The organism is Bifidobacterium sp. N5G01, from assembly GCF_002742425.1.
GTDB classification, from domain to species: domain Bacteria; phylum Actinomycetota; class Actinomycetes; order Actinomycetales; family Bifidobacteriaceae; genus Bifidobacterium; species Bifidobacterium hominis.
Genome location: NZ_NJNP01000001.1, coordinates 212,953 through 232,029, shown reverse-complemented (window position 1 = coordinate 232,029; position 19,077 = coordinate 212,953). Strand labels below are relative to the sequence as shown.

The following is a 19,077-nucleotide window of genomic DNA, read 5'->3' as shown; positions in this document are numbered from 1 at the left end:
GACTAGGGGTCCGCTAAAATTCTTCGTTGGGGTTGATGCTTGCTTGCTATGAGCAAGGCCCATGCGTCAATCGCGGCGTCGCACATGGCCGCAGGAAAAAGTGCGCGGAAAGTGATTATGCAAGAACGGAATACAACGCTCGAAACCACCAGCCATATCAGTCGAAACAGTAGCGAAAACGTCAGAAAAATGCCAGACGAACGCATCCCCGGCAAACTCATCGGAGCGATTGTGGCAGTCGGCTCCCTCGCCTTCATTGGCATTCTCACCGAAACCGTCATGACGGTACTGTTCCCGCAACTTATGCGGGAATTCAACGTCGATACCGCAACCGTGCAATGGATCACCACCATCTATCTGCTGGTGGTGGCCGCAACCATGCCGTTGTCGTCGTACCTCAACCGTCGGTTCAAGCATCGCACGCTGTTCCTTGCCGCGGTGTCGCTTGCGGTGCTCGGTTCGTTGATCATGATCGTCGGCCATGCGTTCCCGGTCATTCTCACTGCCCGCGTGATTCAAGGCATGGGTTCCGGTGTGGCCACGCCGCTGATGATCAACATCATTCTTGAGCAGTCGCCAAAGAGCAAGGTCGGACGATTGATGGGCGTTGGCTCGCTGGTCATTACTGTGGCTCCGGCAATTGGACCGACCGTGGGCGGCGCGGTGTCGAGTATTCTGCCATGGCGTGCGATTTTCGTAATCGTCATTCCGGTTATTCTGCTGATTTCGCTGCCTGTCGGTTTGAAATGCATCGAACAGCATCGTCCGACGGAAGAAGCGCGTCTCAATCCGTTGCAGTTTGTTTCGATTGTGCTTGCGCTGTGCGGATTGGTGATGTTCCTGAATCAGGCCGGTGTTGCGGTCAGCGCTGCGGTTGCCGGCAGTAGCGCCACGGTGTCGGCGGTGTTCGCCGTGGTGAGTCTGATAGTTGGGTTGGGTTCGCTGTTGTTCTTCGGCTGGTCGTCGAAGCGTTCGTTCTCGCCGCTGATTCGTTTGGGATGGCTACGTGATCCGATGGTGTTGTTGCATTTGGTCGCCTATATGCTGCTGCCGATCGTCGGCATTGGTTTTGGCTATGTGATCACCAATGTGGCGCAGCTTTCGTTGGGCACCAGCGCGTTCCTCGCCGGTGCTTTGGTGTTGCCCGGCGCTTTGATCGGTGCGTTCTTCGCACCGGTTGGCGGTATGCTGTATGACCGTTTCGGACCGGTGCGTCCGATTCTCGTCGCGTTTTTCGCCGCGATTTGCGGGCCGATTCTGTTGCTGGTATTTTCCATGCGACTGACATCCGTCATGCTTGCCGGTTTCTATTTCATTTTCGGGCTTGGCTATTCGCTTGGTTTTTCCAATATCATGACCAACGCGTTACGCAATATCGCGCCTCAGTTTATGCCGGACGGCAATGCGGTGTTCAATACCTGCCTGCAGTTTGGTGGTGCCGCTGGCACGGCGCTCTTCTCCACGATTCTGTCGGTGGCCCAGTCCGGTTCGGGCGAAGAGGGCAGTGATGCGTTCCGTCATGCCACAGCTGTCGGCGGAAGTTGGACGTTCGCCACGATGATTGCCATCGTCTCCATAGCCATCTGCTGCCTGATTGCGGCGTTCCGAATCGGTGCAAAACGTAAATAACCGGCTATAGAAAAAGCCTGTAGCGTAATGTGAGGAAAGCGTTTCGTCAGGAAATGCCGGCTTGCTATGCTGTCTCTACCATTATCGAGAGGACAGCAATGAACAACCAACGTCCGCATGGCAGCATTACCGCCGGCCTGCTCAAGCCAATCACTGCAGCGCTTTCCATCGTCGCGCTGCTTGCGGGCTGCGGATCCGTGGAAACGAAAGATACCGTAACCAAAGTCGCCAGTGCCGATAAGGTGGTTAGCGTCAACGTTACGGAACCGTCGAACGGTCTGCTGCCAAGCGATACCAGTGATATGTCCGGATGGAAGGTCGTCAGCCAACTGTACGACGGTCTGGTCACATTCGACACGGAAGGCAATGAAACACTGGTCGAAGCCGAATCGATCACGCCGAATGATGACGCTTCCGAATACACCATCGTGCTCAAGCCGAATTTGACCTTCTCTAATGGTGAGAAGATCACTGCCGACACGTATGCGAAAAGCTGGTCGTTCGCGGCCAACGCGGCCAACGGGCAGGTGGGAGCCTCCATTTTCGAAGACATTCAGGGCTACGATGAGCTGCAGGATGCTGAAGGTTCCAAAACCGCGCAGCTATCCGGCCTTACCGTGGTCGACGACACCACGCTGAAGGTCAAGCTCAAAGCGTCGAACTCGGCGTTCCTGTACAAAATCGGAGACATCGCCTTCTTGCCGATGCCGTCCGAAGTCATCAAAAATCCCAAGGCATACGGACAAAAACCGATCGGCAACGGCCCGTACAAGCTGAAGGCGTACAAAAGCGGCGAAGAAATCATTCTTGAAAAAGACGACTCCTACAAGGGGCCGCGCGAAGTCAAGAACGCAGGCATCGATTTCAAGGTGTATCACAGCCTTGACGCGGCCTATTCGGATCTGCTGGCAGGCAATCTTGACGTGCTCGATTCCATTCCTACCTCCGCGCTGAAAACCTATCAGAACGAAAGGAACATCACCGCCGTCAGCAAGCCCGGTCCGTCGTTCTCAGCATTTACGATTTCGCAGAATCTTAAGCATTTCCAAGGCGAGGAAGGCAGGTATCGCCGTCAGGCCATCGCACATGCCATTAATCGTGAAAACATCGCCGACGTGATTTTCGGCGGTACCGTGACGTCCGCAACCGATTTTCTCGCTCCCGTGATCAAAGGATACGATACCGATCTCGACGCTGGTGGCGTGCTTGCGTACGATGAGGCGAAAGCTAAGGAATTGTGGGCGAAGGCGGATGCGATTTCGCCATGGAATGGAACGTTCCGCATCGCATACAGCGCCGATGGCGCCGACAAGGAATGGGTGGAGGCCGCGGTCAATTCCATTCGCAACGCTCTTGGTATCGATGCTGAAAGTTACCCATTCTCCACGTCCAAAGAGCTGAGGAGCGCCATTCAGGAGCGCACCATCGATGCGGCGTTCAAGTCGGGCATGCAGTCAGACTACCCGCATCCGGAAGGTTATTTGGTGCAGGCATATGACTCTTCGGCCGCGGATGGCAAGGGTTTGAACAACGGTGATTACAAGAGCGACGAATTCGATGCGCTGATCGATCAGGCGGCTGCGGAAACCGATTTGGACAAGGCCGTGATCCTGTATCAGCAGAGTGAGCGTGTGTTGCTGAAGGATCTGCCGGTGATTCCTTTGTGGTATACCAACGTGACCGCGGCTTCGGCCAAAGGTGTGGAAGTGAACTACAACTATATGGGCGTTCCCGAATACAACACCATCGTCAAGTAAGTTCGTCAAGCAGTCCCTCAAAGACGCATATCGAGGTGCGCGAAGACTCCACTGTGAGCGCAATTTCATCACCCGTCGCTTCGAAGCGGTAGGCTGTGAAACTATAGAGAACATAGGAAAAGGAGACAAGGTGAGCAACCTCAGTGCACCCCTGCCCGTCATGGCCGGCGAAGATATGCCGGCCGGGCCCGCCGATCCGATTTTCAACCGTCTGCTGAAGGACCGCATCATCTGGATGGGTGAGGAAGTCAAAGATGAGATGGCCAACCGCATTTGCGCGCAGATGCTGATGCTGGCCGCCGAAGATCCTAAGAAGGATATTTGGCTGTACATCAATTCCCCGGGTGGTTCCATCACCGCAGGCATGGCCATTTACGACACCATGCAGCTCATCGAGCCTGACGTGGCGACCGTTGGTCTGGGTATGTGCGCATCCATGGGCCAGTTCCTGCTGAGCTCCGGCACCAAGGGCAAGAGATTCCTGACCTCTCACGCCCGCGTGCTCATGCACCAGCCTTCTGGCGGCATCGGCGGTACTGCAACCGACGTGCGTATCAACGCCGAGCTGATCATGGATATGAAGAAGACCATGAGCGAGCTGACGGCTGAGCAGACCGGCCACACGGTTGAGGAAATCTACCGCGACAACGAGTACGACCACTGGTTCACCGCGCAGGAAGCGTTGGAATACGGCTTTGTGGACAAGCTCGTTTCCACGCATGACACGATGAACGCCACCAAGGGAGAGTGAACATGGCAAGCGAAGAATCCCAGTTCGTAGCCCGCGCGGAACGACTTGCAGGTCCGGCCGGAGTGGTCGGATTCCAAGCCGCCGCCGCCCGTGAGGCTGCTTTCGCTCCGCAGAATCGTTATGTTCTGCCGCAGTTCGAAGAGAAGACCCCATACGGTTTCAAGAGGCAGGATCCGTACACCCGCCTGTTCGAGGATCGCATCATCTTCATGGGCGTGCAGGTCGACGACACGTCCGCCGACGATATCATGGCCCAGCTGCTGGTGCTCGAAAGCCAGGATCCGAACCGTGACGTGATGATGTACATCAATTCCCCGGGTGGTTCCATGACGGCCATGACCGCCATCTACGACACCATGCAGTACATCAAGCCGGACGTGCAGACCGTGTGCCTCGGCCAAGCCGCTTCCGCGGCCGCCATCCTGCTGGCCGCCGGTGCCAAGGGCAAGCGTCTGATGCTGCCGAACGCCCGCGTGCTCATTCACCAGCCGGCCATCGATCAGGGCTTCGGCAAGGCCACGGAAATCGAAATTCAGGCCAAGGAAATGCTTCGTATGCGCGAATGGCTGGAAAACACGCTGGCCAAGCATACCGGTCGTGATGTGGAGAAGATCCGCAAGGACATCGAAGTCGACACCTTCCTGACCGCACCTGAGGCCAAGGAATACGGCATCGTCGACGAAGTGCTGGAACACCGTAACTGAACGGCGCATATGAGAGGTTCCATCTGAAGTCGCATCTTCACAAATCAATACCCCTGCCGGGCGTCGGCAGGGGTATTGTGTTTTTCAATGACGATTGCATGGCATCGGTTGCTCAATGGCAGGTACGCAAAACAAAGGGGTGCGAATGGGACGAGTGGTCAGCTACAACGACGAAGTGTCACGGTGCACGTTCTGCGGTAAAACGGAAAATCAGGTACGCAAGCTCGTTACCGGATCGGGTGCGGCCATTTGCGACGAATGCATCGAGCTATGCGTCGACATCATTTCCGAGGAGCGTGTCAAGGACGCCCAGCTGAACACGTTGCAGTTGCCGAAACCGGCCCAGATCAGCGCCTATCTCGACAACTACGTGGTTGGGCAGGATTCAGCTAAACGCACGCTTTCCGTGGCCGTATACAACCATTACAAGCGCGTCAACATGGAAATGCGCGAATCCGCGGAATTAAGAGATCGGGCAACCCGCAAAAACGACGATCCGTTGGCCGGCGTGCAGGTGGCCAAATCGAATATTCTGCTGCTGGGGCCTACCGGCGTAGGCAAGACGTATCTTGCGCAGACGCTGGCGAAAGTCATGAACGTGCCGTTCGTGATCGCCGACGCCACTACGCTCACCGAAGCCGGTTATGTGGGCGACGACGTGGAAACTGTGCTGCAGCGCCTTATCCAGGCCGCTGACGGCGATGTGGCGCGAGCGCAGCAGGGCATTATCTACATTGACGAAATCGACAAGATAGCGCGCAAAAGCGGCGAAAACACGTCTATTACACGCGATGTGTCCGGTGAAGGCGTGCAGCAGGCCCTGCTGAAGATTTTGGAAGGCACTGTAGCTTCCGTGCCTGTGGAAGGTTCACGCAAACATCGAGAAATGGAAACGGTGCAGATCGACACCCGCGACATTCTGTTCATTTGCGGTGGTGCTTTCGTTGGACTTGCCGATATTGTGGCACAGCGCCTGGGTGCTCGCGAAAGCGGATTTGGTGCGACTTGGCATGATCACGAGGTGCCGAAGCGTGAGTTGCTTGCCCAGGCATCGGCCGACGATCTTGCCGATTTCGGCTTATTGCCTGAATTCATCGGCAGATTGCCGGTGGTGAGCGTGCTGGAGGAGTTGACGGAAAACAATTTGGCGCGCATTCTGGTCGAACCGGAAAACGCTTTGGTCAAGCAGTATCAGAAGCTGTTTGCGATTGATGGGGTGACGTTGACGTTTACCGAAGGCGCAGTGAGGCAGATTGCGGCCACGTCGATTCGCAGGGGCACGGGTGCCCGAGGCCTTCGATCGATTATTGAGAAGACCTTGGAAGATACGATGTTCCAGTTGCCAAGTATGACCGGCGTGTCGGAAGTGGTGGTGGATGAGGCTTCCGTCAATGGCTCCGGCACTCCGAAACTGCTGAAGGTTTCGACGGAGGAGATTCCCCGCAGACGCGCCGCGTGAGAATTCGGATTTTGTGGGGCTGAAGCAAACGTGAATCTCTCTATGAAATCCATGAAAATAAGCGCGACACGCCGAGATTTTGTTTCGTGGTCATTTGGGTGTATCTTATTCGAGTTGCCGAAAACAAGCAACGTTGCGCGAGTAGCCCAGCGGATTAGAGCAGCTGACTACGGATCAGCAGGTCGCAGGTTCGAATCCTGTCTCGCGCACTGGCCACCGGTCATCAGGTGGCATAAAGAAATGAGATGACGTTGCGCGAGTAGCCCAGCGGATTAGAGCAGCTGACTACGGATCAGCAGGTCGCAGGTTCGAATCCTGTCTCGCGCACATGAACCTCCCTCGCGAAATGCGGGGGAGGCTTTCTTTTTTGAGAGTAACGGCGGCACTGCCGTGAATAGTGTTCGAATCCATGCGATTGACGCAAACCCACCGGTACGTCTATGCAAAGCGGCTGTTGCAGAGATACGTTCGGTTTCTCTCCGGGCGAACGGCGCGGTACAAGAAAAGCCGCCATGCCGAATAAAACCGTGAATCCCAGTGAAAAAGACGGTTTGGAAACATAAACGCCGACACCTCTCGGTACACTGGAACCGCTATTGAAGCGTCTGCGCATGCCAATACCGCAGACGCTTTTCTTAAGTGAATGGCGGTCCGCGGATACTCGCGGCAACAGACGGGAGAGCAATGACCGAACGTAAGCAGGGACTCTGGGCGAAAATACGATATATCGCCGCTTCCGATCGCATATCGGGTTTGATCATGCTCGGTTTCGCACTCGCCGGTCTGCTGCTTGCGAACCTGCCGTTCACGTCACATGCGTTCGAAGAACTGGAGAACTTCCACGTCGCCATTCCTTACACCAATATCGACATGGGATTGGGCCACTGGGTGCAAGACGGCCTTCTGACGGTGTTCTTCCTGACCGTCGGACTGGAATTGAAGCAGGAACTTACTACCGGCTCGCTGTCGAATCCCAAGGCGGCTGCGGTGCCGATGCTGTGCGCGGTCGGTGGCATGATGGCTCCGCCGGTGCTATTCCTGTTGACGCTGTTCCTGTTCTCCGGTTTCGGTTCCGATCCGCTGGTCATCGCTTCCGGAACGAATTTCACATTTGGTGAGATGTCCCACGGTTGGGCGGTTCCTACAGCCACGGATATCGCGTTCTCGCTGGCCGTGCTTGCCTTGTTCGCCAAGGCGTTGCCAGGCTCCATTCGTGCGTTCCTGATGACATTGGCCACGGTGGACGATCTGCTTGCCATCATTCTGATCGCGGTGTTCTTCTCCTCGGTGAACGCATGGTACTGGTTCGTCGGCATCGCCGTATGCGCGGTCGTATGGTATTTCCTCGTGCGCATGCGCAAAGTGCCGTGGTTCGCCGTGGCCATCGTCGGTATTCTGGCTTGGGTGATGATGTTTGAAGCTGGTGTGCATCCCACCTTGGCTGGTGTGCTGGTAGGTCTGCTTACTCCCGCGCATGAACGCTACGGCGAAAAGACTCCACGCGCCGAACGTTATGCGGACAAGCTGCAACCGTTTTCCGCATTGCTGGCCTTGCCGATTTTCGCATTGTTCGCCACTGGTGTGCATTTTGAATCGTTGACTTTGGCGCTGTTCGTTTCGCCGGTCGTTGTTGCCGTCATGGTGGCGTTGGTGGTCGGCAAGCCTTTGGGCATCATGATCACGGCCTGGCTTTCCACGCATGTGGCTGGATTGAAGATGGCCAAGGGGCTGCGTGTGCGCGACATGTTCCCCGCAGCCTGCGCTTGCGGCATTGGCTTCACCGTGTCGTTCCTGATCTCCTCGCTCGCATATAAGGATGCCGAATTGTCTGCGGAGGCACGCTTCGGCGTGCTTGTCGGCTCCATGGTCGCGGCGGTGATCTCCGGCATTCTGCTGAGCCGTCAATCCAAGAAGTTCGAACTGGCCGCTGCCGCATCGTTGAAACATAAGCATCACACTGCCGACGAGGACGCTGCCGGGGAAGTGGAATCCGTGCTTGAAGACGGCACCGTTGTGATCAGCCAGATGATCAGCGCACATCCAAAGACCAAATAACGACGTTCCGACGTATGGCATTCCGCGCCATATGTCAGACACAACAAAAAGCCGACGCTCATCACATATCGTGAGCGTCGGCTTTATGTATCAAACGGTAGTCCGCTGGGAACGGCCGTGCTAGCGCTTGACCGCTACGAGCAGACCCGTACCGGTCGGAGTGAGCGCGGTGATGAAACGTTCATCGGACTCCACGGTTTCCAACAGGGTACGCATGGCAATGGATTTGGCGTCACGATTGGCGGGATTCAATACGCCGCCTGCGGAAGTTGCCGCATCGAAAGCGAGCACATCCGTGAATACGATCACACCATGCTTCTTCAGCAGGCGGGGAGCCTGTTCAAAAGAGGCAGCATAATTTTCGGCATCGCCGGCAACAACGATCAAATCGTATGTTTCGGCGTTCAAACGCGGCAGAAACACGTTGACAGGAGCATTTACCGCACGAAGCGTGGTCTGCGTCTCGTCGGAAAGACGATTGAACAGCGTACGAATCAGCGCAATGCCTTGTGAAGAGGAGTCAACCGCGGTAAGCTGTCCCCTGTTATCCAAACCATTGACGAGCTGCAACGTTTCCACTACGGAACCAGTGCCGACGGCAATCACCGACGACGCATTCACCATATGCACCAGCATGCGCAACAACTCCGCCTGTGCTGCGGAACCTTGCGGAATGCCCGCTTCTTCGGCGTGGGTACGAATGGCGTTCAGGCTGGTCGACTGGCGTGAGAACGCATGATCCTCAACGTATTCCCAAGATTTGGCGAGATTGGTATACGACGTTCTATCCATGGGTTCAGCGTTCCTTGACTTGGGCGATCAGTTGCCAGATTTCCTCGCCGACATCGATGCCGCGCGGGCATTCGCGGGTGCAGGCGCGAACCGACTGACATGCTGCGATACCGTCCGCGGAATCAATGGCATCCATACGAGCATTCGCCTGTCCGTCTCGCGAATCGTTGATGAAGCGAGACGCGGCAATCAACGCCGCTGGACCGATGAACGCCTCGCCTCCGGCGTACACTGGGCAGCTTCCTTCGCAAGTGCCGCAGGCGATGCAATTGGTGAGCAGCTCATATTTGGCGAGCTGCTGAGGATTCTGCAGATATTCGAAAGCATTGATCTTGCCGTCTTTGGTGGTGGCTAATTCGTTATTGGCCTGCAAATACGGCTTAAGCTTCCTGATCTGATCGAGCATCTGATCGATATCGGCAACCAGATCACGCTGTACGGGGAAACCCGGCAGGGGCGCGAGCTCGATCACGCCAAGATCGCCTGAAGAAACGGAAGCGGCGTCATCTGCAAGCGACGCATCTGCATCTCCGGTATGGCGGAATCCTTCATCGTCCACTAATACGGCATTCGGCTGCTTGGCCCAATCCCTGACGGAAGCGGTGCACAGCAACGTCGGTGTGCCATTGATGGACACCGCGTCGGAACCGCACATGCCATGGCCGCAGGAATAGCGGAACGCCAAAGTTGGATCGACGGTTCGCTTGATCTTCAACAGGCAATCAAGCACCGTGTCTTCCGGACGCACGTTCAACGTGTAATCCTGCACCCACTGCTTGCCGCGGGGACGGCGACGCGTCGACGCGCCGGAATCTCCGAACGGAGAGCTTTTCCTGGCGAACGGGGAGCCCCCGCGTTCGCGGTCGCGGGCACGTTCGGGGCGCGGGGTGAACCTATTGACCCGCAACGTCACCGTGTTCATGCCGTTTTCCATACCGCTCATCTACTCGCCTTTCCAATAAAAACCGACAACAAGTTTGCCATACACCGTGCCCAGAGGGCTCAGTACTCACGGGCCTTTGGCGGCATGTTCACAATATGCACCGGCTGCCAGGAGATCTGACCGGAATCATCCACCATGGAATGGGCGAGGAAGTGTTCGTCATCGCGTTCGGGGAAGTCAAGCCGCTTCAGCGAGCCACGGGATTCATGACGTGCGTCGGAAGCCGCAAGCACGGCCGAACCAAGCTCAAGCAGATGACGCACCTCCCAAATGGCGGTGATCTCCTGATTGAACGTGGAGGAATCGGAATGCGCATGCAAGGCCTGAGCGCGTACCTCCAGCTCGTCGTGCAATACGGCCTGCGCCTGCTTGATGCTGTTCGCATCGCAACGCACGGCGACAGCCCGCTCCATGACGGATCCCAAATCGGCCATAAGCTGGTATGGATTATCAGAAGCGTGCTCGTTGTCTTCAGGAAGCTGCGTCAGAAGTTCCTTCAATTCAGAGGAACGCGCATCGGCGGCCTGCTGTACATCGTCTGTTCCATCTTCGGCATCTTCGACGGTTTCGGCCATCGGATCATTCACCGGAGTGGCGGCGATACGTTCCGCAAGAGCCTTGCCGGAACGAGTACCGAACAGGCAGGCGTCCAGCAGGGAGTTGCCGCCAAGACGGTTCGCGCCGTGCACGGATACACACGAGCATTCGCCGGCCGCGAACAGGCCGTCAACAATGGAGCGTTCGCCGTCAACCCAACGATATACTTCACCGTTGGTGGTGATTGGAATGCCGCCCATGGTGTAGTGTGCGGTCGGTTTGACTGGCACATAATCCTTGGTCGGGTCAAGGTCGGCGTACTTTTCGATGGTTTCCACCACCTGAGGCAGCACTTCATGCATATGGTCGGCATCAATGCCGGTCATATCGAGCCACACGCAATCCTTTGGGCCATCTGGATCCTTCGGATCCGCCACGCCACGTCCGGCGTCGATTTCAGCGGTGATGGAACGGCTGACTACGTCTCGCGCGGCCAGATCGGCATGGCCCGGAGCGTACTTTTCCATGAAGGCCTCGCCATCGGCATTACGGAGCACGCCTCCCTCCGCGCGGGCCGCTTCCGACAGCAGAATGCCGGTATGTGCCAAACCGGTCGGGTGGAATTGCACGAATTCGCTGTCTTCCAGCTGCAATCCAGAGTGCAGGGCAAGCGCCATGCCGTCGCCGGTCAGATCCCACGAATTGGATGTGGTGTGGAACAGACGTCCTGCGCCTCCGGTGGCCAGAAGCACGTTGCGCGCATGAATGGCGTGCACTTGCCCCTTATGCGTGTCGAACGCCACCACGCCCTCGGCCTTGGCGCCATCCTCGGAGACCACCAGATCGGTCACATACCATTCCTCTGCGAATTCGACGCCTTCCGCCACGCACTGCTGCCACAGCGAGAAGAGGATCTGATGGCCGATGCGGTCTGCGGCGTATGCGGCTCGTCGAACTGGTTCCTTGCCGAAATCCTTGGTGTGCCCGCCGAAACGACGCTGGGCGATGTGCCCGTCTTCGGTGCGGGAGAACGCCACGCCGGCATGTTCCAGTTCGATGACCGTTGCCGGAGCCTCTTGCGCGAACAGTTCGGCCGCATCCTGATCGACCAGCCAATCGCCGCCTTTGACGGTGTCGTAGTAATGCCAATGCCAATCGTCGTGTTCGACATTGCCGAGGCTGGCCGCGATGCCGCCCTCTGCGGAACCGGTGTGCGAGCGCAACGGCTGGAGCTTGGAAATCACCAGAATATTCGGTTCGATGCCGGCTTCCCTCAGCTCCTGCATCTTTTCGCTTCGTAACATTCCTAACGCTGCGGAAAGACCTGCCGCTCCTGCGCCGACGATTACTGCATCATACATATCTTCAACATGCTTCGGACTCATACCAACGATTTTCGCACAGGGTGTGACCTCGCTGTGGTTCGTTGGATGGCGGGCATGTTGTCGTATGCGTGTTTCGCATGCTCCTGTGTGTGTTTGTTTGTCGATGGCTGTGACGATTGGTGGTGTCAGTTGTGCTGTTGCGTGGTGTTTGCGTTGACGATGGTGATGTTGCCGTGTTGTGTGCTGATGAGCCCGTTGAGTTCCAGTACGCCGAGTTCCAGGACGATTCGTGGGATCGGATATTCTCCGGGATTGGTCTCTGCCAGCATGGCGAGCAGTCCGTCAGTGGAGACATGGCCATATTTCGCGTCGCATTTTCGTATGGCTTTCAGTATGGTTCTGGTGGTGTCGTCTGATTCCGGCAGGACGTCGTCGGTTGGCTGTTCCGTCTGTTCGTCGTCTATGGCGACTGGTTGAGGGCGGTGCGAGGCATGGCAGAATTCATCGATGTCGGTCAGCGAGCAGATGATGGTTGCTCGTCCTTCTTGAATGAGCCGGTTGCATCCCGTGTTGTGTGGCATGGTCACGTCTCCTGGCACTGCGAATATGCGGCGGTTGAGTTCGTCGGCCCATCCCGCGGTGTTGAGCGCGCCTGAACGTGCGCGCGCCTGGGCGACGATGAGGCTGGACGACAAGGCCGCTATCAGACGGTTTCTAATGAGGAACCGTCTGGCTTCCGGAGCGGTTCCTGGGCACAGTTCCGAGATCAGTGCGCCGGAGTGGTTGATGATGGTTTCAAAAAGGCGTTCGTTGCTTTTCGGCCCGATATGGTTGAGGCCTCCGGCGAATACCGCGACGGTGCGGCCGGCGAGGGGTGCCCCGATTTCGTCCATGGCTTGGATGGCACCCCAGTGGGCTGCCGCATCGGTGCCTAAGGCGCCCCCGGATACTATGAGGTGCCCTGCACGGGCTGCCTGTTTGGCGAGCTCGTGTGCACTTTGCCTTCCGTATTCGCTCACTCCGCGTGATCCGACGACGCCGATCGGTTCCGGACATGACACCAATGCTTGCGGGCTGCCTTGCCCCCAAAGGCATAATGGGGCGGCCCAATCCGTATGCATGGTGAGGTCGGCGAGCTGCGAAGGCCAGCAGGGATGGTGTGGTGCGACGATCCACTGTGTACCCCCTGCTGTGAACCAATCCTTGAGCTCGTCGGAATCGGTGCTGGGCAGTGTGGTCAAACGATGCTGCCAGGAAACCATCGCGCCATGGAATGAGGCCATGCCGCGGGAGTTGATGCTGCGCCCCCAACGCGTGATGCCGTTGATGAACGCCGCATCCAGGGTTTTGCAAGCGGCCGTGGCCACGTTTTCATGATTGCCTGGACCGCTGTCGGCGAGTAGTTGCAAGGTGTGCGTGGCTGATCCGATGCCTTTGATCAGCGCGTACATCATCGCGTCGGCGCTGTCCAGACAGTAGGTGAGCACCGCACGTGCCAGGGTCTCGTCGTCGATAGCGGTTGCGTTGCCGTTCGCATTCGTATTTTCGTTCATGTCAGCTTCGTCCTCATGGAGATTCCCTGCATCATCTCTTCCGGTCCCGGAGAGGTTTTGCCTGATAGGTCGGCCAGAGTCCATGCGAGCCGCATGGCACGGTCTGCACCTCTGAGACTGAGCCGTTCACTGGCCAACGCATGGTTCACCAGTTCGATGGCTTTCGTGGACGTGTTGGCGCGAAGCCATGTTCCGGTGGCCTGCGCATTGCAGACCCACCCGAATTCATGAAAACGCTCCTGCGCGGTTTGCCTTGCCACGATGACCCGCAGGCGAATGGCGTGGCTGGATTCGCCGGAAGGAGCCATCCCTGGATTGATTCGTTCCACGGGAGGCACTTCGATTTGAATGTCGATGCGGTCGAGGATCGGACCGGACAGTCGGCTGAAGTATTTGATACGGTCTTTTTCCTTGCATGTGCAGCGTTCGCCGTTGCCGTAGGCGTAACCGCAGGGGCAGGGATTGGCCGCCATGATCAGTTGGAATCTCGCTGGATAGTAGGTGGTGCCTTTCGCACGCGATATTGCCACGTACCCGGATTCCAAGGGTTCGCGCAATGTTTGCAGGGTGCGTGCCGAGAATTCGGGCGCCTCGTCCATGAACAGAATGCCCCGGTGCGCCCGTGTGATCGCGCCTGGCTGCGCCAACCCTGCGCCACCGCCGACCAGGGACGCGGTGGATGCGGTATGGTGCGGCGCTTCGAATGGTGGAATGTCGCTGATGCCATAGCTGGGCAATGTGCCGCATAGGGAGCGGATTGATGCGACTTCCAGCTGTTCCGATTCGCTTAACGGGCTCATAATGCCGGGAATGCGCGAAGCAAGCATGGTTTTTCCGGTACCGGGAGGGCCGGTCATCATCAGATGGTGTCCACCTGCGGCCGCCACCTCCAACGCCCATTTGGCCGTTTCCTGCCCCATGACCTCATTCATGTCTCCTGGGGAAGGGTATATCGACATGGCGGCGTCGTTGGGGTTCACGTCCCTGATCAGGTCGGGAATCTCGTACTTCGCGGTGCCTCCCATCAGTTCGATCAATTCGCCCACGTGGCGCACGCCGATGGCGTTGACGTCGGGCACGAGGGCGGCTTCGTCCAGATTGGCATGCGGCACGATCACCTTGCAGGCGCCTTGATCGCGTGCGTGCAGCAGAATCGGCAGTAGGCCGTTGATGGGAAGCACCGTGCCGTCGAGATTCACTTCCCCGAGCACGACGGTGTCGTTCAGGCAATCGTGGGGTATCGTTCCGGATGCGCTGAGCACGCTCGCTGCGATCGCCAGATCATGAGAGGAGCCGCGTTTGGGCATGGATGCCGGCGAAAGATTGACCGTGACCCGTGTTTCCGGCCATTTTGCGCCGCTGGCCTGGCATGCAGATTTGACACGTTCCCTCGCTTCGGAAAGCGAGGTGTCGGGAAGTCCAATGATGGAGAAGTAAGGAAGTCCGGGGGAGACGAACGCCTGGATTTGGATGATGAAGGCTTTCAGTCCGATCAGCCCTACGGAAAGTGCGCTGCCGATGGCCATCAGAACGCTCCTTCGATATGGTGCATAAGCGGCTTGCCGTCACGTACGATGACGGTGATGACGTCGAATCGTACGCCGTTGTGTGGTGTGCGATGGTCGCTGTCCGACAGCCATTGCACGGCCGCGTGGCGCAGGTTGATCTGCTTGGATGGCGTCACGGCTTCCTGCGGAGTGCCGTAGCGGAGCGTCCGCCTGGTTTTGACTTCGACGAAGACGATGATTCCCGCTTCGTCGCGTGAGACGATGTCGAGTTCGCCATACCGGCAGTGCCAATTGCGGTCGAGCGTCTGCCAGCCTTGGCTTTCCAGCCATGCGGCCGCATACTGTTCGCCAAGTTCGCCGAGCTGCCGTGCGCACAGCGTACCGTCATGCAATTGCTGCGTGATGGAATCAAGAAGCTGTTCCGAACGCCGCGTTGCGATCGGAACGTCATATGTTGTGTTGCCGTTCATGGTTCAAGTCCAGCAGAAAGAACCGGTGTGAAGCAAGCGTGAACGGCAAATGTGGATAAAGGATGCGATTTCGGGCGTGTTTGGGATAGTCGGTGGATAACTTGCCGTTATCCACATTGCTCCACGGGACCAATGGCTATGGAACGCCCGAAACCGTATGCGATCGGAATGCTCAGCGATGGACCAGCTGCGTCAGCTCGTCAAGATTCAGTTCGAAGCTCACGCCACGTTCATCATGATGCGGCTGATACTGCGTGTTTTCCATGGCATGACGCACGAACTCGCCTGCGATATGCGCCGATTCGGCTAACGGCCTGCCCGCCATCAGCGCACCGCAGAGTGCGGAAGCGAACGCGTCGCCGGTACCATGCGTCATGAACGGCAGCTTGCTGTGAGCAAGCTCCTGCTTGCCGGAAGCCCCCGAAGCAGCTGAGGCAACATAATTGCGAATCATGCCATCGTTATGGTCGATGCCTTTCAAAACCACGTTTTTCGCACCCAAATCAAGCAATGCGTCAATCATGTCATTTACTTCGGCATCGCTCAGATCACGCCCCGGATATGCGCGCTTCGTCAGTATGGACGCTTCCGTCAAATTCGGCATCAGCACGTCGGCGCCATCCACCAGCGTGCCCATAGCTTCGCAGAGTTCCGGCGTGTATGTGGCGTAGATTTCGCCGCCGTCTCCCATTACCGGATCCACCAAACGTAGGGCATGCGGATATTGCGAATACAGTCGTTTGATGATCTCAACCTGTTCGGCGGAGCCAAGAAAACCGGAATACACGCCGTCCAAATCGACGTTTTCCTTACGCCATGCGTCCAGATAGCCGTCCAAAATCTCAGTCGTATCGTGGAACGTGAATACGCTGTAGCGCGTGTGTGCCGAAAATAGCGCGGTCGGCACCGGGCATACGTCGCATCCGGCCGCCGACAGGATCGGAATGGCCGCCGTCAGCGAGCAATTGCCGTAGCCGCACATGTCATGCACCGCCGCAACGCGCGGAACATAATGCGGGTCGCGATCATACAGAATCACGTCATCCATGTTGAAACCCTCTCTTGCGATTGTCTGACCACGACTTTAGCCGCCCGTCTGACTTCGGAGTCCTGACGCTTCGCACGGTGTATCACCGCAGCACCGTTTGCCGGCGTGTCGCAGATTTTCAAACGGTTGTCAGAACGGTTTTGCAGGGCTCGAATGGCAATGATTGCAACGGTTTATAAAGGGGTATAGGCAAGTGCGATAACGTTCGGCTTGCATTGCAGAGAGCGGCCGGATTATTGTCACTACCAACACCTGACCAACCGCCACACACGGCAAGGCGGGTGGTCAGCAAGACAAGCAACGAACCATTCCACACAAGGAGCAGAAACCATGGCAGATTCCAAAAACTACCGCTTCGAAACCCTGCAGCTTCACGTCGGCCAGGAGCAGGCCGACCCGGCAACCGATTCCCGTGCGGTGCCGATCTACCAGACCACCAGCTACGTGTTCCATAATTTCGACCACGCCGAGGCCCGTTTCGGACTGGCTGATCCAGGTAACATCTACGGCCGCCTGACCAACTCCACCCAAGGTGTGTTCGAAGACCGCATCGCAGCCCTCGAAGGCGGCACCGCAGGCCTGGCCGTCGCATCCGGCGCAGCCGCGGTCGAATACGCGGTGCGCAACATCACCCAGTCCGGCGATCACATCGTCGCCGCCAAGAACATCTACGGTGGCACCTTCAACCTGCTGCGTCACACCCTGCCGCGTGACGGCATCACCACCACCTTCGTCTCCGCCGAGAATCCGCAGGAGTTCGAGGACGCCATCCAGGAGAACACCAAGCTCGTCTACTTCGAGACCTTCGGCAATCCGAACGCCGACCTGCCGGACTTCGAAGCCATCACCGCCATCGCCCACAAGCATCATCTGCCGGTGATCGTCGACAACACCTTCGCCACCCCGTACCTGTTCCGCCCGCTGGAGCACGGCGCTGACGTCGTAGTCGAATCCGCAACCAAGTTCATCGGCGGCCACGGCACCACCCTCGGCGGTGTGATCGTGGAAGGTGGCAACTTCAACTGGGCCGAAGTGCCCGGCAAGTTCCCGACCCTGACCGAGCCGGATCCGTCCTATCACGGATTGAACTTCTACGAGGCCCTGGGCGGTTCCGCGTTCGTGACCCGCATCCGCGCCATCCTGCTGCGCGACACCGGCGCCACCCTGTCTCCGTTCGCGGCCTTCCTGCTGCTGCAGGGAACCGAAACCCTGTCGCTGCGTGTCGAACGCCACGTTGAGAACGCGCTGAAGGTCATCGACTACCTGAAGACCGTTCCGGAAGTCGAGTCCATCTCCCACCCGTCCATCGAAGGCCGCAAGGACAACGATCTGTACAAGAAGTACTTCCCGAATGGCGGCGGCTCCATCTTCACCTTCGACATCAAGGGCGGCAAGGACGCGGCACGCGTGTTCATCGACAACCTGCACCTGTTCAGCCTGTTGGCCAACGTGGCCGACGCCAAGAGCCTCGTGATCCACCCGGCCTCCACCACGCACTCCCAGGAGACGCTGGAGGAGCTCGAGGACCAGGGCATCCACCAGGGCACCATCCGCCTGTCCATCGGCACCGAGAACATCGAAGACATCCTCGACGATCTCAAGGGTGGTTTCGCGGCTCTGCGTGAATCCGGCCTCGCCAAGTGAAATGCATCGGATCGGCGGAATAGCGCCATCCTAAACAAATGAAACGGTCTGCGACACCGAAAAGAAGGGGCGGTGTCGCAGACCGTTTTGTCGTATCTGCAAACGATGTCATCTCAATGTATTACAGCTGGTATAGAATCTGCGATTGTTACGAAAAGCAATATCTCAATTCTTTTCTTTGAAAGAAAAAACATTAGATTCTTTCAAAAATACAAGCATTACCGATGATATTGAGGATAACGTAAAGAGAGAAGAGATCATGGCCCAAGAAGTCAAGAACGATATCAAAAAGGCGTTGCAGGTCAACACCATTCCGCTGATCGCCATTATGACCGCGGTCACCACGGTGCTGACCATGCTTGTGAAGATCCCGACCCCGATTCGTGGCTACCTCAACCTGTCCGACACCATGATCTATTTCAGCGCGTATGCGTTCGGACCATGGGTGGGCGGCATTATCGGCGGTCTCGGCCCGGCGTTGAGTGATCTGATCTCCGGTTATCCGCAGTGGGCCATCTTCACGTTCGTCATCGATGGCCTGCAGGCCGTGCTCGTGGGCCTGCTCGTCAAGAAGTTCAATCCGGCGAACATCATCATCGGCTCGGTGGTCGCAGGCGTGTGGAAGGTGTTCGGCTATTTCATCGCAGGCGGAATCCTTTCCGGATTCGGCCCGGCTCTGGGCGAGATCGCGGGCAACTCCTTCCAGATGGCGGTGGGCCTGATTGTGGGCTTCGCGCTGTTCACCGCCGTTCGCCAGGCTTATCCGCCGCTGGTGCGTTTGGGCAATCTCGGTATCAAGGCGGGGGAGTGATACATTAATATCATGTGAAGGCAGGCCCGTGGATTTGCCGATGAATGGCGATTCCACGGGTTTTATTGTGAAACGCGGCTGCCGGCTGCGA

15 protein-coding genes and 2 tRNA genes are annotated in these 19,077 nt (G+C 57.4%); 10 read left to right on the top strand and 7 right to left on the bottom strand.

What is annotated here, in order from left to right; all coding sequences use genetic code 11:
- The first annotated feature begins 189 nt into the window (after positions 1-189).
- The 8 genes from CE168_RS00995 (at position 190) to nhaA (ending at position 8,355) form a co-directional block, all read left to right on the top strand.
- The gene (locus CE168_RS00995; RefSeq protein ID WP_099570757.1) at positions 190-1,629 is read left to right on the top strand and encodes an MFS transporter; all 1,440 of its coding nucleotides are present in this window, start codon (positions 190-192) and stop codon (positions 1,627-1,629) included.
- Between the two features lie 98 nt (positions 1,630-1,727).
- A complete protein-coding gene (locus CE168_RS00990) occupies positions 1,728-3,386 on the top strand; it encodes a peptide ABC transporter substrate-binding protein (RefSeq protein WP_099570756.1) in 1,659 nt (552 codons plus the stop codon).
- Positions 3,387-3,516: 130 nt separating this feature from the next.
- The gene (locus CE168_RS00985) at positions 3,517-4,137 is read left to right on the top strand and encodes an ATP-dependent Clp protease proteolytic subunit (RefSeq protein ID WP_022244890.1); all 621 of its coding nucleotides are present in this window, start codon (positions 3,517-3,519) and stop codon (positions 4,135-4,137) included.
- 2 nt (positions 4,138-4,139) lie between these two features.
- Positions 4,140-4,841 (top strand): ATP-dependent Clp protease proteolytic subunit, encoded by a 702-nt coding sequence (locus CE168_RS00980; protein ID WP_099570755.1) that lies wholly within the window; start codon positions 4,140-4,142, stop codon positions 4,839-4,841.
- A gap of 145 nt (positions 4,842-4,986) precedes the next feature.
- Positions 4,987-6,300 carry an ATP-dependent Clp protease ATP-binding subunit ClpX gene (gene clpX, locus CE168_RS00975; RefSeq protein WP_099570754.1) on the top strand — a complete coding sequence of 438 codons (1,314 nt, stop codon included), beginning with the start codon at positions 4,987-4,989 and terminating at the stop codon, positions 6,298-6,300.
- 135 nt (positions 6,301-6,435) lie between these two features.
- Positions 6,436-6,509, top strand: a tRNA-Arg gene (locus CE168_RS00970).
- 44 nt (positions 6,510-6,553) lie between these two features.
- Positions 6,554-6,627 (top strand) — tRNA-Arg (locus CE168_RS00965).
- 357 nt (positions 6,628-6,984) lie between these two features.
- Positions 6,985-8,355, top strand: coding sequence for a Na+/H+ antiporter NhaA (gene nhaA, locus CE168_RS00960; protein ID WP_099570753.1), 1,371 nt, complete (start codon positions 6,985-6,987; stop codon positions 8,353-8,355).
- Positions 8,356-8,475: 120 nt separating this feature from the next.
- On the opposite strand, the gene CE168_RS00955 is transcribed toward nhaA, so the two are convergent.
- The 7 genes from CE168_RS00955 to CE168_RS00925 all read right to left on the bottom strand — a co-directional run bounded on the left by CE168_RS00955 (position 8,476) and on the right by CE168_RS00925 (position 16,531).
- On the bottom strand, positions 8,476-9,147 hold the full coding sequence (locus CE168_RS00955) for an O-methyltransferase (RefSeq protein ID WP_099570752.1): 672 nt from the start codon (positions 9,145-9,147) through the stop codon (positions 8,476-8,478).
- Between the two features lie 4 nt (positions 9,148-9,151).
- Entirely contained in the window at positions 9,152-10,090 is a 939-nt protein-coding gene (locus CE168_RS00950; RefSeq protein ID WP_099570751.1) for a succinate dehydrogenase/fumarate reductase iron-sulfur subunit, read from the bottom strand.
- Between the two features lie 59 nt (positions 10,091-10,149).
- Complete coding sequence (locus tag CE168_RS00945) at positions 10,150-12,012, bottom strand: FAD-binding protein (protein ID WP_099570750.1); 1,863 nt, start codon at positions 12,010-12,012, stop codon at positions 10,150-10,152.
- A 125-nt stretch (positions 12,013-12,137) separates the two neighbouring features.
- Complete coding sequence (locus tag CE168_RS00940) at positions 12,138-13,505, bottom strand: DNA-processing protein DprA (protein WP_099570749.1); 1,368 nt, start codon at positions 13,503-13,505, stop codon at positions 12,138-12,140.
- Positions 13,502-15,031, bottom strand: a complete 1,530-nt coding sequence (locus CE168_RS00935; RefSeq protein WP_099570748.1) for a YifB family Mg chelatase-like AAA ATPase — start codon at positions 15,029-15,031, stop codon at positions 13,502-13,504. The genes CE168_RS00940 and CE168_RS00935 overlap by 4 nt, the downstream gene beginning before the upstream one ends.
- Complete coding sequence (locus tag CE168_RS00930; RefSeq protein ID WP_099570747.1) at positions 15,031-15,483, bottom strand: YraN family protein; 453 nt, start codon at positions 15,481-15,483, stop codon at positions 15,031-15,033. The genes CE168_RS00935 and CE168_RS00930 overlap by 1 nt, the downstream gene beginning before the upstream one ends.
- A gap of 172 nt (positions 15,484-15,655) precedes the next feature.
- Complete coding sequence (locus tag CE168_RS00925; protein WP_099570746.1) at positions 15,656-16,531, bottom strand: pyridoxamine kinase; 876 nt, start codon at positions 16,529-16,531, stop codon at positions 15,656-15,658.
- Positions 16,532-16,861: 330 nt separating this feature from the next.
- On the opposite strand from CE168_RS00925, the gene CE168_RS00920 reads away from it, so the two are divergent.
- Positions 16,862-18,175, top strand: a complete 1,314-nt coding sequence (locus CE168_RS00920; protein ID WP_099570745.1) for an O-acetylhomoserine aminocarboxypropyltransferase/cysteine synthase family protein — start codon at positions 16,862-16,864, stop codon at positions 18,173-18,175.
- A gap of 259 nt (positions 18,176-18,434) precedes the next feature.
- The gene (locus CE168_RS00915; RefSeq protein WP_099570744.1) at positions 18,435-18,986 is read left to right on the top strand and encodes an ECF transporter S component; all 552 of its coding nucleotides are present in this window, start codon (positions 18,435-18,437) and stop codon (positions 18,984-18,986) included.
- Positions 18,987-19,077: the final 91 nt, after the last annotated feature.

Bases quoted from the DNA above. Each gene is read 5' to 3' on its own strand.
- CE168_RS00920 (WP_099570745.1), top strand. From the start codon at position 16,862: ATGGCAGATTCCAAAAACTACCGCTTCGAAACCCTGCAGCTTCACGTC.
- CE168_RS00935 (WP_099570748.1), bottom strand. From the start codon at position 15,031: ATGGCCATCGGCAGCGCACTTTCCGTAGGGCTGATCGGACTGAAAGCC.
- CE168_RS00915 (WP_099570744.1), top strand. From the start codon at position 18,435: ATGGCCCAAGAAGTCAAGAACGATATCAAAAAGGCGTTGCAGGTCAAC.
- CE168_RS00945 (WP_099570750.1), bottom strand. From the start codon at position 12,012: ATGAGTCCGAAGCATGTTGAAGATATGTATGATGCAGTAATCGTCGGC.
- CE168_RS00940 (WP_099570749.1), bottom strand. From the start codon at position 13,505: ATGAACGAAAATACGAATGCGAACGGCAACGCAACCGCTATCGACGAC.
- CE168_RS00990 (WP_099570756.1), top strand. From the start codon at position 1,728: ATGAACAACCAACGTCCGCATGGCAGCATTACCGCCGGCCTGCTCAAG.
- clpX (WP_099570754.1), top strand. From the start codon at position 4,987: ATGGGACGAGTGGTCAGCTACAACGACGAAGTGTCACGGTGCACGTTC.
- CE168_RS00930 (WP_099570747.1), bottom strand. From the start codon at position 15,483: ATGAACGGCAACACAACATATGACGTTCCGATCGCAACGCGGCGTTCG.
- CE168_RS00980 (WP_099570755.1), top strand. From the start codon at position 4,140: ATGGCAAGCGAAGAATCCCAGTTCGTAGCCCGCGCGGAACGACTTGCA.
- CE168_RS00950 (WP_099570751.1), bottom strand. From the start codon at position 10,090: ATGAGCGGTATGGAAAACGGCATGAACACGGTGACGTTGCGGGTCAAT.
- CE168_RS00925 (WP_099570746.1), bottom strand. From the start codon at position 16,531: ATGGATGACGTGATTCTGTATGATCGCGACCCGCATTATGTTCCGCGC.
- nhaA (WP_099570753.1), top strand. From the start codon at position 6,985: ATGACCGAACGTAAGCAGGGACTCTGGGCGAAAATACGATATATCGCC.
- CE168_RS00995 (WP_099570757.1), top strand. From the start codon at position 190: ATGCCAGACGAACGCATCCCCGGCAAACTCATCGGAGCGATTGTGGCA.
- CE168_RS00955 (WP_099570752.1), bottom strand. From the start codon at position 9,147: ATGGATAGAACGTCGTATACCAATCTCGCCAAATCTTGGGAATACGTT.